13 protein-coding genes are annotated in these 13399 nt (G+C 54.7%); 4 read left to right on the plus strand and 9 right to left on the minus strand.

Translation table 11 applies throughout. The features are described from left to right. Positions 1-7: 7 nt before the first annotated feature. The 8 genes from corA to HV237_RS23730 form a co-directional block, all read right to left on the minus strand. Complete coding sequence (corA, locus tag HV237_RS23700) at positions 8-958, minus strand: magnesium/cobalt transporter CorA (protein ID WP_003017920.1); 951 nt, start codon at positions 956-958, stop codon at positions 8-10. A gap of 154 nt (positions 959-1112) precedes the next feature. Beyond that, positions 1113-1169, minus strand: coding sequence for a YsgD/CorL family protein (ysgD, locus tag HV237_RS26080; protein ID WP_212723238.1), 57 nt, complete (start codon positions 1167-1169; stop codon positions 1113-1115). 265 nt (positions 1170-1434) lie between these two features. Next, positions 1435-3597, minus strand: a complete 2163-nt coding sequence (gene uvrD, locus HV237_RS23705) for a DNA helicase II (protein ID WP_016155130.1) — start codon at positions 3595-3597, stop codon at positions 1435-1437. Positions 3598-3685: 88 nt separating this feature from the next. Then, on the minus strand, positions 3686-4402 hold the full coding sequence (yigB, locus tag HV237_RS23710) for a 5-amino-6-(5-phospho-D-ribitylamino)uracil phosphatase YigB (RefSeq protein ID WP_016155129.1): 717 nt from the start codon (positions 4400-4402) through the stop codon (positions 3686-3688). Continuing rightward, positions 4402-5304 (minus strand): tyrosine recombinase XerC, encoded by a 903-nt coding sequence (gene xerC / locus HV237_RS23715; RefSeq protein WP_046274891.1) that lies wholly within the window; start codon positions 5302-5304, stop codon positions 4402-4404. The genes yigB and xerC overlap by 1 nt, the downstream gene beginning before the upstream one ends. Next, entirely contained in the window at positions 5301-6008 is a 708-nt protein-coding gene (locus tag HV237_RS23720; protein WP_047358746.1) for a DUF484 domain-containing protein, read from the minus strand. Before HV237_RS23720 ends, xerC begins: the two co-directional genes overlap by 4 nt. Then, positions 6005-6829, minus strand: coding sequence for a diaminopimelate epimerase (gene dapF, locus HV237_RS23725; protein WP_016155126.1), 825 nt, complete (start codon positions 6827-6829; stop codon positions 6005-6007). The genes HV237_RS23720 and dapF overlap by 4 nt, the downstream gene beginning before the upstream one ends. A gap of 48 nt (positions 6830-6877) precedes the next feature. Then, positions 6878-7081 carry a lipoprotein gene (locus tag HV237_RS23730; protein ID WP_003017937.1) on the minus strand — a complete coding sequence of 68 codons (204 nt, stop codon included), beginning with the start codon at positions 7079-7081 and terminating at the stop codon, positions 6878-6880. Positions 7082-7219: 138 nt separating this feature from the next. On the opposite strand from HV237_RS23730, the gene cyaY reads away from it, so the two are divergent. After that, positions 7220-7540: an iron donor protein CyaY gene (cyaY, locus tag HV237_RS23735; RefSeq protein ID WP_003828967.1), complete on the plus strand. Its 321-nt coding sequence runs from the start codon at positions 7220-7222 to the stop codon at positions 7538-7540. 40 nt (positions 7541-7580) lie between these two features. On the opposite strand, the gene cyaA is transcribed toward cyaY, so the two are convergent. Then, positions 7581-10127, minus strand: a complete 2547-nt coding sequence (cyaA, locus tag HV237_RS23740) for a class I adenylate cyclase (protein ID WP_019078435.1) — start codon at positions 10125-10127, stop codon at positions 7581-7583. A 395-nt stretch (positions 10128-10522) separates the two neighbouring features. Here cyaA and hemC point away from each other — a divergent pair, with 395 nt between their 5' ends. From hemC to hemX, 3 genes are read left to right on the plus strand one after another with little or no spacing between them, the layout of a single operon-like run. Continuing rightward, complete coding sequence (gene hemC / locus HV237_RS23745) at positions 10523-11464, plus strand: hydroxymethylbilane synthase (RefSeq protein ID WP_046274890.1); 942 nt, start codon at positions 10523-10525, stop codon at positions 11462-11464. After that, positions 11461-12201 carry a uroporphyrinogen-III synthase gene (hemD, locus tag HV237_RS23750; RefSeq protein WP_046274889.1) on the plus strand — a complete coding sequence of 247 codons (741 nt, stop codon included), beginning with the start codon at positions 11461-11463 and terminating at the stop codon, positions 12199-12201. Before hemC ends, hemD begins: the two co-directional genes overlap by 4 nt. A 21-nt stretch (positions 12202-12222) precedes the next feature. Beyond that, a complete protein-coding gene (hemX, locus tag HV237_RS23755; protein WP_047358747.1) occupies positions 12223-13398 on the plus strand; it encodes a uroporphyrinogen-III C-methyltransferase in 1176 nt (391 codons plus the stop codon). Position 13399: the final 1 nt, after the last annotated feature.

Here is a 13399-nt window from a genome sequence, read left to right on the forward strand (position 1 = left end):
ACAGCCATTACAGCCAGTTCTTGCGCTTAAAGTACAGATACGGTGCCAGACCCGCGAGCATCATAAAGACAATCGCCCCTGGGTAACCGAAGCTCCAGTGCAGTTCCGGCATGAACTCAAAGTTCATCCCGTAGCTGGAAGCCACCAGCGTCGGCGGCAGGAACACCACAGAGACCACCGAGAAGATCTTGATGATGCGGTTCTGCTCGATATTGATAAAGCCCATCGCCGCCTGCATCAGGAAGTTAACTTTCTGGAACAGTGATTCGTTGTGCGGCAGCAGGGATTCGATATCGCGCAGAATCTCGCGCGCCTGTTCCAGCTGACTCCCCGGCAAACGCGCTTTACGCACCAGGAAGTTCAGTGCGCGCTGGGTATCCATCAGACACAGGCGGACCTTCCAGCCAATATCTTCCAGTTCCGCCAGCGTCGAAAGCGCTTCGTCATATTCATCACCCTGACGCCCTTCCATGATCACACGGCTGAGTTTTTCCAGGTCGCTGTAGATATTTTCGATCTCATCCGCCAACTGTTCAATTTTAGTTTCGAACAGGTCGAGCAGCAGCTCGTAAGCGTTGCCATCCACCATCGCCTGATTACGCGCACGCATGCGGTACAGGCGAAATGCCGGCAGCTCGCGCTCGCGCAGAGTAAACAGGCGACCTTCGCGAATGGTAAATGCGACGGTTGAGTTACCCGCGTGATCGTCGGCATCTTCATAGAAGAAGAAGGAGTGAATGTGCAGACCGTCTTCGTCTTCAAAAAAACGCGCAGATGCTTCGATGTCTTCCAGTTCAGGGCGCGTAGCCAGATTCTGGCCCAAGTCCTTTTGCACACGGTTTCGTTCTTCGTCATCCGGCTCGACTAAATCGACCCAAACCGAACTGGCCAGGTGCTCGATCTCGTCTGCCTCAAGGCGAGTTAAACGATTGTTTTCCAGTTGAAATGCGCTCAGCATGACCGGGACTCCCAATGCAAAAAATTATCGGACAGTTCGGAGGGCACACAGAAACAAATTGGGTTTCAGACCATTAAACAGCCTGACTCAGCGCGACGGGAAAAAACAGAAGGTCGCTGACAACCGCGAAGGCTATCAGCAAAAAGGGATAGCCTTAGGAGTTGATCCTGGATGACAGGATAATGAGCCAGTATCTACTGGGTGTGTCCAAGGCGAATGTCCTCTTAGCGTAATCGTGCGCGCATGTTACGCCAGCAAAATTTTGACGTCAACACGCAACAGATGGCGAAAAAGTAATAATTTCCCCTTATACAAAAAGGTTAGCAGAGGGGAATTATTTATCTATGATTTCAGAATATTAACCGACAGATAGCGTGATGGCGGCTTCGCCTTGTCCGGCCTGGAAATCAAAATGTTACCCGGTCTGTAGGCCGGATAAGACGCGCCAGCGTCGCCATCCGGCAAAGCCAGACCGATCAAACCGTTTCCAGTCTGGCGTAGGCCGCCACCAGCCATTTGATCCCTTGCCCCTGGAACGCGACCTGCAAACGACTGTGCTCACCGCTTCCTTCCAGATTAACGATGGTGCCCTCACCAAACTTAGCGTGGCGCACGCGCTGGCCGAGCTTGTAGCCGGTATCATTTTCCGCCATTGGCGTGCCCATTCGCTGATGGCTCACCGGGCGGCTAACCGTGGCGCGCAGGCGAACCTCTTCAACGCACGCTTCCGGCAGTTCGCCGATAAAACGCGACGGACGGTGGTAAACCTCTTTGCCGTACAGACGACGCGTTTCGGCGTAGGTCAGCGTCAGCTTTTGCATCGCGCGAGTCACGCCTACGTAAGCCAGGCGGCGCTCTTCTTCGAGGCGCCCACCTTCGTCCAGCGACATCTGGCTGGGGAACATGCCTTCTTCCATACCCACGATAAATACCTGGGGGAACTCCAGACCCTTCGCCGAGTGCAGCGTCATCAGTTGTACCGCATCCTGCCAGGTATCCGCCTGCCCTTCGCCTGCTTCCAGCGCGGCGTGAGACAGGAACGCCTGTAGCGGCATTAAGTCTTCGTCTTCTTCGTTGTAGCTGAACTGGCGCGTTGCCGTCACCAGTTCGTCTAAGTTTTCGATACGCGTCTGACCCTTCTCGCCTTTTTCCTGCTCGTACATCATGCGCAGGCCGGAGTCTTTAATCACCCGGTCAGTCTGCACGTGCAGCGGCATATCGGCGGTCTCCTGCGCCAGCGCATCGATCAGCTCCATAAAACGCTGTAAGGCGCTGGCGGCGCGACCCGCGAGGGCTTTTTCCTGCAACAGCTCACGACAGGCCTGCCACAACGTAAGCTGGCGGTCACGGGAGGTCTGACGCACGACATCTAATGTACGATCGCCAATCCCGCGGGTTGGCGTATTCACCACGCGTTCGAATGCAGCGTCGTCATTACGGTTAGCGATAAGGCGCAGGTAGGAGAGCGCATCTTTGATTTCCTGGCGTTCGAAGAAGCGCATCCCACCATAGATACGGTATGGCATGCTGGCTTGTAACAACGCCTCTTCCAGCACGCGCGACTGGGCGTTGCTGCGATACAGAATGGCGCACTGTTCCAGCGCACCGCCGTTGTCCTGCCAGGTTTTGATACGATTGACCACAAAACGCGCTTCATCGAGTTCGTTGAACGCGCAGTACAGTGAGATTGGTTCGCCGTCGATGCCATCGGTCCACAGCTTTTTACCCAAACGCCCGTTGTTGTTTTCAATCAGGGCGTTGGCCGCACTGAGGATGTTGTTGGTCGAGCGGTAGTTCTGCTCCAGGCGAATGGTTTCTGCGCCCGGGAAATCCGTGAGGAAGCGCTGGATGTTTTCCACCTGCGCCCCGCGCCAGCCGTAGATCGACTGGTCATCATCGCCAACGATCATCACTTTGCCGGTATCGCCCGCCAGCAGGCGGATCCAGGCGTACTGAATGTTGTTGGTATCCTGGAATTCGTCCACCAGGATATTGGTAAAGCGTTCGCGGTAGTGCTGCAGGATATGCGGCTTGTTGAGCCACAGTTCATGGGCGCGCAGCAACAGCTCGGCAAAATCCACCAGCCCCGCGCGGTCACACGCTTCCTGATAGGCCTGATACACTTTCTGCCAGGTTTGCTCAACTGGGTTGCCATAGCTCTGCAGATGGTGCGGGCGCAGCCCTTCGTCTTTCTGGCTATTGATAAACCACATCGCCTGACGCGGCGGCCACTGCTTCTCATCAAGATTCATCGCCTTGATCAAACGCTTGAGCAAACGCAATTGGTCTTCGCTGTCGAGGATCTGGAAATCCTGCGGCAGGTTCGCATCCATATGGTGCGCGCGCAGCAGGCGGTGCGCCAGACCGTGGAATGTACCCACCCACATACCGCCCTGGCTGGTTCCCATGATCTGGCCAATACGGTGGCGCATTTCCGCCGCTGCTTTGTTGGTAAAGGTCACCGCCATAATGGAGTATGGCGAGTTGTTCTCTACCGTCAGTAACCAGGCGATACGGTGCACCAGCACGCGAGTTTTACCACTCCCCGCGCCGGCCAAAACCAGCATGTTGCTGCGTGGCGCGGCCACCGCTTCACGCTGTTTATCATTAAGGCTGTCGAGCAGGTAAGAAACGTCCATTGGCACCGCCGCGTAAAAGTAGGTAAGGCGGATAAGCGTAGCGCCATCCGCCAAAAAGCTGGGTATATATACAGAGTTCTGCTGGTGATTATATCAGCGAGGTCAGAGATGCCAACTGTGAAATTTCGATATGCGGCAGCAAACGGCTGTCTGCGGTTTGCATCAGGTCGGCATTTTCCGGTTTGATCCAGCAGGCCTGCATACCGCAACGGATGGCCCCCGCCACGTCTGTCGTCAGGTCATCGCCCACATGCAGAATCTCAGCCACGGGCATTTTCAGTTTATCCGCCGCCAGCGCATACATGTCGCTGAACGGTTTTGATCGCCCGTCGGGACCAGCGCGCAGCACAAACTCAAAGTAATCGCCCAGGCCGAACAGTTCTGGCTGTGCGTTACCGTTGGTGATCGCCACCAGCGGCCATTTGCGGGCCAGCGCCTTCAGCGTGTCATGCGTCGCCTGCGGGACGTCAATGCGGCTACGCCATTTGGCGAAATTCATCATCGCCGCATTCGCCCCCATTCTGGCTTCTGCTTCTGACAATCCCGCCTCCAGCATAGCGCGCTCTACGGCGCGGTGACGCCATTGGGTAACGTCGTGGTAGATTTCCGGCTCAGCGTCGCGAACGGCCTGACGTAAGCGCTGTAGGTCGCTATTTTGCAGCGAATTCAACGCCGGATGGTAATTCTGTACAAACGCGAGCGCTTCCTGCTCGGTGCGTGTGATAACGGGACGGTTATCGTAAAGGGTGTCATCAAGGTCAAAGGTGAGCGCAGAAATACGCCCCAGAGGCCGGTAAAAACGCATTATTTCCCCCGTTTGGCGCGTGGATGCGCCGCATCGTACACTGAAGCCAGGTGTTGAAAATCAAGATGGGTATAGATTTGGGTAGTGGAGAGATTAGCATGCCCCAATAACTCCTGTACCCCGCGCAGATCGCCGCTCGACTCCAGCATATGCGTCGCAAAAGAGTGGCGCAATTTGTGGGGATGTACGTGGCTGTTCAGCCCCTGTTTGATCCCCCATTCCGCAAAGCGTTTTTGCACATTACGCGCAGAAATGCGTTTGCCCAGTTTTGACAGGAATAACGCATCGTCATCGCTGCCAAATAGCCCCCGCAGGTCCAGCCAGTGCTCAATCCACGCCACTGCATTGCGGCCAATTGGCAGGCGACGTTCTTTACTGCCCTTCCCCATCACCCATACTTCGCCGGTGTCGAGATCGAGATGTTTAATATCCAGCCCAACCAGTTCAGACAAACGCAGCCCTGCGCCGTACATCACTTCTAACATTGCCCGGTCGCGCACGGCGAGGGGATCGTTGAGGTCGATATCCAGCAGACGGTTAACATCGTCGACATCGATATTTTTAGGTAGATGACGCGGTGCTTTCGGTGCGGAAACACTTTTTGCGGGATTGGCTTTCAGCTCGCCCTGATTAACCAGCCAGTCAAAGAAACTGCGCAATGCGGAGAGACGCAGCGCCAGGCTCGCCGGCCCTAGCCCTTTACGACGGCTGCGCACGGCAAAACTGCGTACCATCGAAGCGTCACATTGTTGCCAGCTTTGCAGACCGGTCTCTCCGGCTAACGCAATGATGGCATCAAGCTGACGCTGATAATTCAGCAATGTGATCGGGCTAAGCTGCCGCTCAACGCCCAGATAGCGTAAAAAGCGTGCCACATCCTGAGAAAGGGGTGAGTCGGTCATACGCGTTCAATCCAGCGCTCCAGCAGCTCCGGCAACATCAGCGAGATTTCCTGCAGTAATTGCGTACCTTGCCCCTGCTGGTAATGATTAACGTCGCGACTGCTGAACAGCATCACGCCCAGGGATCCATCTTGCCCCAACATCGACATCGCCACCGAGCCTATCGCTTTCGCTTCGGGCATCATGACCAGAAGTTCCGGGCCATTGAGCGGTCCAAGATAGTGCAGTGACTGGCCCAGACGCTGAATACGCAGCGGTTCAAAAGCCTGACGGCTTAATGCCAGATGAGTGAATTTTGATGGCGCACCAAGTCGCCAGCGATCCGGGAACAGACGAACCGTCGCCCCAGCCAGCCCTAACTCACGCGCCCAGCGATGAAATCGCATCAGCATGTCGTCAAGACTGCTGGCCGATACCAGCCGTGCTTGCAGATTTAACAGTCGATAGAACAGGCTTTCATTGGCGTTGGCTTGTTCCATCAACAACGCCATATTCTCTTCCAGCACGTTAATATGATTACGTGCCCGCGCCATATGCCATTCCACTAAAGAGACCGTGCCCCGCACCGGGTGTGGAACACGCATCGCTTCAACTGCCTGGGCATTACGGATAAAAAACTCAGGATTACGTTGCAGGTAATCGACGACCGCCCGGTCGTCCAGCTCCATGAGCGTTTCCTGTAGTTCTTCCCCTGGTTGCTTCATAAGTGAATAAATCCGTCGTAGACATGTGCCGCCGGGCCAGTCATATACAGCGGATGACCCGGACCTTTCCAGGCGATATCAAGTCGACCGCCCGGTAATTCCACCCTCACTTCTTCTGCCAGCAGGCCCTGCTGGATACCAACCGCAACAGCGGCGCACGCACCGCTGCCGCAGGCCTGCGTTTCACCCGCGCCGCGCTCATAGACGCGCAGCCGGATATGCTCGCGCTTTACCACCTGCATAAATCCGATATTGGCGCGTTCAGGAAAGCGTTCGTGACTTTCCAGAACCGGCCCCAACGTTTCTACCGTGGCCGTATCAACATCATCAACCTGAATTACGCAGTGCGGGTTCCCCATTGAAACCACGCCGCACAATACTGTCTGTTCAGCCACGCGCATAATATAGGTCTTCTCTGCTTTGTTGGCGCGAAACGGAACCTGCGCGGGTTCAAAATTGGGTTCCCCCATATTCACCCGTACCAGCTCGTCGTCGGTTACGGTTAATACCATACGACCATTAGCGGTACTGACGCGAATATCACGCTTATTGGTCAGCCCTTTCAGGCGAACAAAGCGGGCAAAACAGCGGGCGCCATTGCCACACTGTGACACTTCACTACCGTCGGCATTAAAAATACGGTAGTGGAAATCCAGCTCCGGATCATACGGAGGTTCAACCACCAGCAGTTGATCAAATCCAACGCCGAGATGCCTGTCGGACAAGCGGCGGATCAGCTCTGGTGAGAAAAAGACATTCTGCGTTACCGCGTCGACGACCATAAAATCGTTGCCAAGGCCATGCATTTTAGAGAATTGCATCATTCACTCCGTTCACGCGGGTACAGAAATATACATCTATTCCTGACGTCAGTAATTCACCTGAGAAGGCCCGTCACTAATCCCACGATCGTTTTTCTCTGGCGTGGTGGATTGCGATTGCGGCTGAACGCTCTTGGTCGGAGGCGGCGCGGTTTTATCTGCTGGCGGGAAATAGAGCGGGCCTTTTAGCCCACAGCCCGTCAGGCTGAACAGAGTAAAAATGACAGCGAGTGGCTTTAACACGTTTTTCATTATCGATTGCCTGTAAAGTTCATGCTTTCTGTTTTCTATCATCGCAGGAGAAGGCGTAAAAGCAAGAGTTAGCCTGTAATCTGCAACGCGTTTTGTTTCAGGTTATACTGCCGCCATCACGAAAAACAGGATAAGAAAATGAACGACAGTGAATTTCATCGCCTTGCTGACACCCTGTGGATGACCATTGAAGAGCGTCTGGACGACTGGGACGGCGACAGCGATATCGATTGTGAGATCAACGGCGGCGTGCTGACCATCAGCTTCGAAAACGGCAGCAAAATTATTATTAACCGTCAGGAGCCGCTGCATCAGGTGTGGCTGGCGACCAAACAGGGCGGCTACCACTTTGACCTGAAAGGCGACGAGTGGATCTGCGATCGTAGCGGCGAAACGTTCTGGGATCTGCTAGAACAGGCGGCGACACAGCAGGCGGGTGAAGAGGTGAGCTTCCGTTAAGTTTTATTGCCGGATACGCTTCGCTTATCCGGCATCATGCTCACGAGAAATACTGCTGCAACAGCGGAGTGTCGTTTTCCTGACTGACGGGCGGCACGGCGCTAATCGGCTGGGTACGGAACGGGATCACCTGCGCGCGCCCGTCGGTTTTCACAATCTGATAGAACTGCGGCAGGTTAAAGTTGATGAAGCTGGAGCCGTAGGTAAAGCGATCGTGCGACGACGAGTAGAAACGGCTGACATCGCGTACCAACTCCTCTTTGCTGCCTTCGCAGTGATGATACACCTCAGCCCGATTACTCTCATCCAGAATGTAGATATTAAAGCCCTGCTCATCACCCGTTTCTTCGAAAAAGAACTGAATGATCCCTTCGCTGGCAAAACCGTCAACCACTGACGGGAGTTTCACATGATTGGTCTCAACCTGAACGGAAAGCCCGTGCAGTTTGTTATGTGAAATCGCGCCATAAAATTCAATCGCGTTTTCCAGCTTCTGTACCGAGACGTTCAGGCGCTCGAAGAACAGACCCCACGTCTGACCAGAAACGCGCAGCGCTTTGAAGCGTCCGGTTTCCTGACGGGTGCTGGAGAGGCGCAACTCGATGCACTCAGACACCAGTTGCTGCACGCGGGTGCGAATTAAACCGCGCAGATGCTGGCTATAGCAGAAAACCTCGACGCTATCCGGCGGCGCGGCATCCTGGTGCATTTTGCCCAGAATCGTTTTTAACGCTTCAATCATCGCCTGCTCACCGTTGAAGTGCAGCGTACGCACTTCATTCCACGAGTTGCGGTACAGCAGGTCGACGCTACCCACCAGGCAATTTTGTTCTTCGCCAAAGCTGAAGACGTCCAGCTTACGGAAATCAAAATGTACCACCTGATTGCGAAATGCTGCCGTCGGGTCATATTCAAGGTTAACGATAATCGCCAGGTGGCGAATCTCGCACGGGCTATAGAGCGCCTTCGGCGTTGGCGCTGGCAATCGCAGCGGGAAGTGGTGCGACACGTCGGCGACCATTTCTTGCAGCTTCGGCAAATCAACAATGCCGTTGCCCTTAATAAATAAATGCGTACGCGAGGTCAGCAGGCCGTTGAACCAGGCCCACGCCACCAGTTTATTGAGGTAGCGGTTATATTCCAGCGGCTGATGGCTGATGATCGAGTCCATGTTAGGCGCGCGGTTATAGAGATACCAACCCGAACGGTTGGCACGGCCCGGCGGCACATGGATAAAGGTCAGATTCGGTTCCGAGAGATCCGGAGATATCTGCGGGTTCACCAGCGTTACTTTACCTGGTAATGCTTCAAACGCGGCATACAGCTTACGGGTCAGCACGCCGATATCCTGCGGGCTGGCGCTCACGCTGAGGTTATTTCGGCGGGCAAAACGGATCAGGTTACGATAGCTCTGCATCATCGCATCGAGCAGTTCGTTATGCGCTTCGCGTACCTGGTCAATCTTCCAGTTAGCGCGGTTATCCAGCATGGTCAGACGGGCGTCATCCCAGCCCCACTCTTTCACTAACTGACTTAATACTTCACGACGCCAGCCCACGCAGGCGCGCTCGCGGCTCAGTTTCTCACACACTTTTAAGTAGAAACATCGACGCACTAAATCCAGACGAGTCGGGTCTTCGATCGCCGTGAGGTACTCGGTAACGCGCTCCAGCATCATGCAGTAAGGGTCGAGACCAAAAGAGACGATCTCACCATCGTGCAGGCGCTGTTTGATATCTTTCGCCAACAGGCGTGGATTGGGGTATTCCCAGGAATAAGCTTCCAGCAGCAGCGTTTTCAATACCGCTTTGTACGGGGAGTCGATACTCTTGTACAGCTGCCAGAGGCTGGCGCCAAAGTACTCTTCGGCGGAAAGCGAACTGAGTCCGCCGAGATCCAGCCATTCGTTTGGCGTTAACACCCCCTGTGCGTAAAGCGTCATGACGTAATCGTCGTAATGCTCTTCTTCGTCGCCCGGCACCATATTCCACAGAATACGTTTACCCGCGAGACGCACAGCGGTGCGATAGAATTCATCAAGCAACAGGATATGCTGCGTCGAGCCACAGTCTTCACCACCCAAACTGCCGCTTTCATTGTGGCGGAAACGGTTTTCATCAATCAGGAAGAAGCTGACTTCCACGCCCAGCGAGGCGGCCCAGCTTTCCAGCAGGCTACATTTACGCTGCAGCAGTTGGCGCTCTTCGCTATCCAGCCAGGATTGATGGCAGACCCAAATATCAAGGTCAGAGGAACAGCTTTGCCCTACCGAAGAGGTGCTGCCCATTGAGTAAACGCCGGTGATAGGCAGTTCGCCCTTGGGAGGATCCTGCGGTGACATACCGCGGTACAGTTCCAGTTCGTTCAGGTAGTGGCGTTGGGTTTCATCAGGCGTGTAAAGGCATATGCCTTTGGGAACGTTACCATCAAGGTAACCCGGCATCAGCGGATGGTGGTAGTGCAATAATGTCGGCAGCAGACTGTATACCTGCTGGAAGGCTGGTCCCATGGCAGCAAGCGCGCGATCCACACGCAGTTGATTTATGGCATCCAGTCTCTGTTTCAGAGTCTCAATATAGAGGTACAAGACGTATCGCCTGATGTTGCTATCCGTCATGTTGTCGATTGCTGCGGCACAAGCGCTCACAATAATCGTCATCAATTCGGATAAACCGTATGTCAAAAATAACCGTTACCTGTTTTTTCGCCCATATTTTTTTATGCTGTACAGCCGAAAAAATGGTCTAAAACGTGATCAATTTAACACCTTGCTCATTGACCGTAAAGAAAGATGCGCTACATACAAGTGTAGCACCGTTCGTTACGTGTAAATTCCTTCATACGGTCGGGAGGTTTCTCGTCATTATTCACTGCCAGTGATGATGCAGCGCCTTTTCCTCTCACTCACGTTTGAGCGTAACGCTGACATCCCTTTGATAAGGATGTTAGGATGGTCAATGATTGATAATGACGGTAACAAGCATGTTAGACAATGTTTTGAGAATTGCCACACGCCAAAGCCCCCTTGCGCTCTGGCAGGCACATTATGTCAAAGACGCCTTAATGGCAAACCACCCCGGTCTGATCGTGGAACTGGTTCCGATGGTAACCCGTGGCGATGTGATCCTTGATACCCCGCTGGCGAAAGTCGGGGGGAAAGGGTTGTTTGTTAAAGAGCTGGAAGTCGCGCTGCTGGAAAAACGCGCCGATATCGCCGTGCATTCCATGAAGGATGTGCCGGTTGAATTCCCTGACGGTCTTGGACTGGTCACCATTTGCGAGCGAGAGGATCCGCGTGATGCTTTCGTCTCAAATAAGTACAACACGCTGGATGAACTCCCGGCAGGCAGCATCGTCGGGACATCCAGTTTGCGTCGCCAGTGCCAGTTGGCAAAGCGTCGCCCGGATCTCGTCATCCGTTCGCTGCGCGGTAACGTAGGTACGCGTCTGAGCAAACTGGATAACGGCGATTATGACGCCATTATTCTGGCGGTCGCCGGATTAAAACGTTTAGGTCTTGAGTCGCGAGTCCGCACCGCTCTGCCGCCGGAAGTCTCCCTACCCGCTGTCGGGCAAGGCGCAGTTGGCATAGAATGTCGACTGGATGATATGCGCACTCAGGCGCTGTTAGCGCCGCTCAACCATGAAGAGACTGCGCTGCGCGTCAAAGCCGAACGCGCCATGAATACCCGCCTGGAAGGGGGATGTCAGGTCCCTATCGGCAGTTATGCAGAACTCCTTAACGGTGAGATTTGGCTGCGGGCGCTGGTCGGCGCGCCTGACGGTTCGCAGATGGTATGCGGAGAACGTCGCGGCGCCGCGCAGGAAGCTGAACAGATGGGCATCTCTCTGGCTGAAGAGCTGCTGGAGAACGGTGCGCGCACCATTCTGGCTGAAGTTTACAACGGAGAAGCCCCCGCATGAGTATTCTGGTCACCCGCCCGTCTCCCGCAGGGGAAGAGTTAGTGAGCCGTCTGCGCACACTGGGGCGGGTGGCCTGGAGCTTTCCGCTCATCGAGTTTTCGCCCGGTCGGGAGCTGGCAACGCTGGCTTCCCGGCTGTCGGCGCTAACGGAAAACGATCTGGTCTTCGCCCTCTCGCAGCACGCCGTCACCTTTGCAGATGCCGAGCTTCAGCAACAGGGGAAAAGCTGGCCCTCCCTTCCGCGTTATTTTGCCATTGGTCGCACAACGGCGCTGGCGCTGCATACCGTTAGCGGTTTCAATATTCACTACCCTCTGGATCGGGAAATTAGCGAAGTCTTGCTACAATTACCTGAATTACAAAATATTGCGGGAAAACGCGCGCTTATATTACGCGGTAATGGTGGCCGTGAGCTGATAGGTGAAACCCTGACAGCACGCGGAGCTGATGTCGATTTTTGTGAATGTTATCAACGCAGTGCAAAATATTACGATGGTGCAGAAGAAGCGATGCGCTGGCAATCTCGTGGTGTGACCACGGTGGTTGTCACCAGCGGAGAGATGCTACAACAGCTCTGGTCGCTCATTCCGCAGTGGTATCGTGAGCACTGGTTACTACGCTGTCGGCTGCTGGTCGTCAGTGAGCGTCTGGCGCACCTCGCCCGGGAACTGGGCTGGCAAGATATTAAGGTCGCTGATAACGCCGACAACGATGCGCTACTACGCGCATTACAATAACTCTCATAATGGGATGCCATAATGACGGAACAAGAAAAATCCTCCGCCGTGGTTGAAGAGACCAGGGAGGCCGTGGAAACCACGTCACAGCCAGTCAATACTGAAAAAAAGAGTAAGAACAGCACGGCGCTGATTCTGAGCGCTGTGGCGATTGCTATTGCGCTGGCTGCAGGCGTTGGGCTGTACGGTTGGGGGAAACAGCAGGCAACAACGCAGACAGCAACCAGCGATGCGCTGGCGAACCAGCTTACGGCGTTGCAAAAAGCGCAAGAAAGCCAAAAAGCTGAGCTGGAAGGCATTATTAAGCAGCAGGCAACGCAGTTGGATGAAGCCGCTCGCCAGCAGGCCGCGCTGGTCAAACAGCTTGACGAAGTCCAGCAAAAAGTCGCCACTATCTCCGGCAGCGATGCCGGGACATGGCTGCTGGCGCAGGCTGATTTTCTGGTGAAACTGGCCGGTCGCAAATTATGGAGCGATCAGGACGTTACTACCGCCGCGGCGCTGCTGAAAAGCGCTGACGCCAGCCTGGCGGATATGAATGACCCAAGCCTGATTACCGCCCGTCGCGCGATTACCGACGATATCGCGAGCCTCTCTGCGGTGACTCAGGTCGACTATGACGGCATTATCCTGAAAGTGAATCAGCTCTCTAACCAGATTGATAACCTGCGTCTGGCCGACAACGATACCGACGATTCGCCGATGGATTCCGACAGCAGCGAGCTTTCCAGCTCGATCAGCGAATGGCGCATCAATCTGCAAAAAAGCTGGCAGAACTTTATGGACAGCTTTATCACCGTTCGCCGTCGTGATGAAACCGCCGTCCCGCTGCTGGCACCGAACCAGGACGTTTACTTACGTGAAAATATCCGTTCTCGCCTGTTAGTGGCCGCACAGGCCGTGCCGCGTCATCAGGAGGAAACATATCGCCAGGCGCTGGAAAACGTCTCCACCTGGGTGCGCGCCTACTACGACACCGACGATGCAGCCACCAAAGCTTTCCTTGAAGAGGTAGACCAACTGAGCCAACAAAGCATCAGCATGGACGTACCGGAAACGCTGCAGAGCCAGGCGCTTCTCGACAAGCTCATGCAGACCCGCGTACGTAATTTACTGGCACAGCCTGCCACAGCGCCGGTTGCAGCAACTCCTGCGCCTTCAGCTGAAACTCCGGCAACTGCGCCGCAAGGAGAATAAT

Origin of the sequence: Citrobacter sp. RHBSTW-00570, from assembly GCF_013739755.1 — a bacterium.
Lineage (GTDB): Bacteria > Pseudomonadota > Gammaproteobacteria > Enterobacterales > Enterobacteriaceae > Citrobacter > Citrobacter braakii.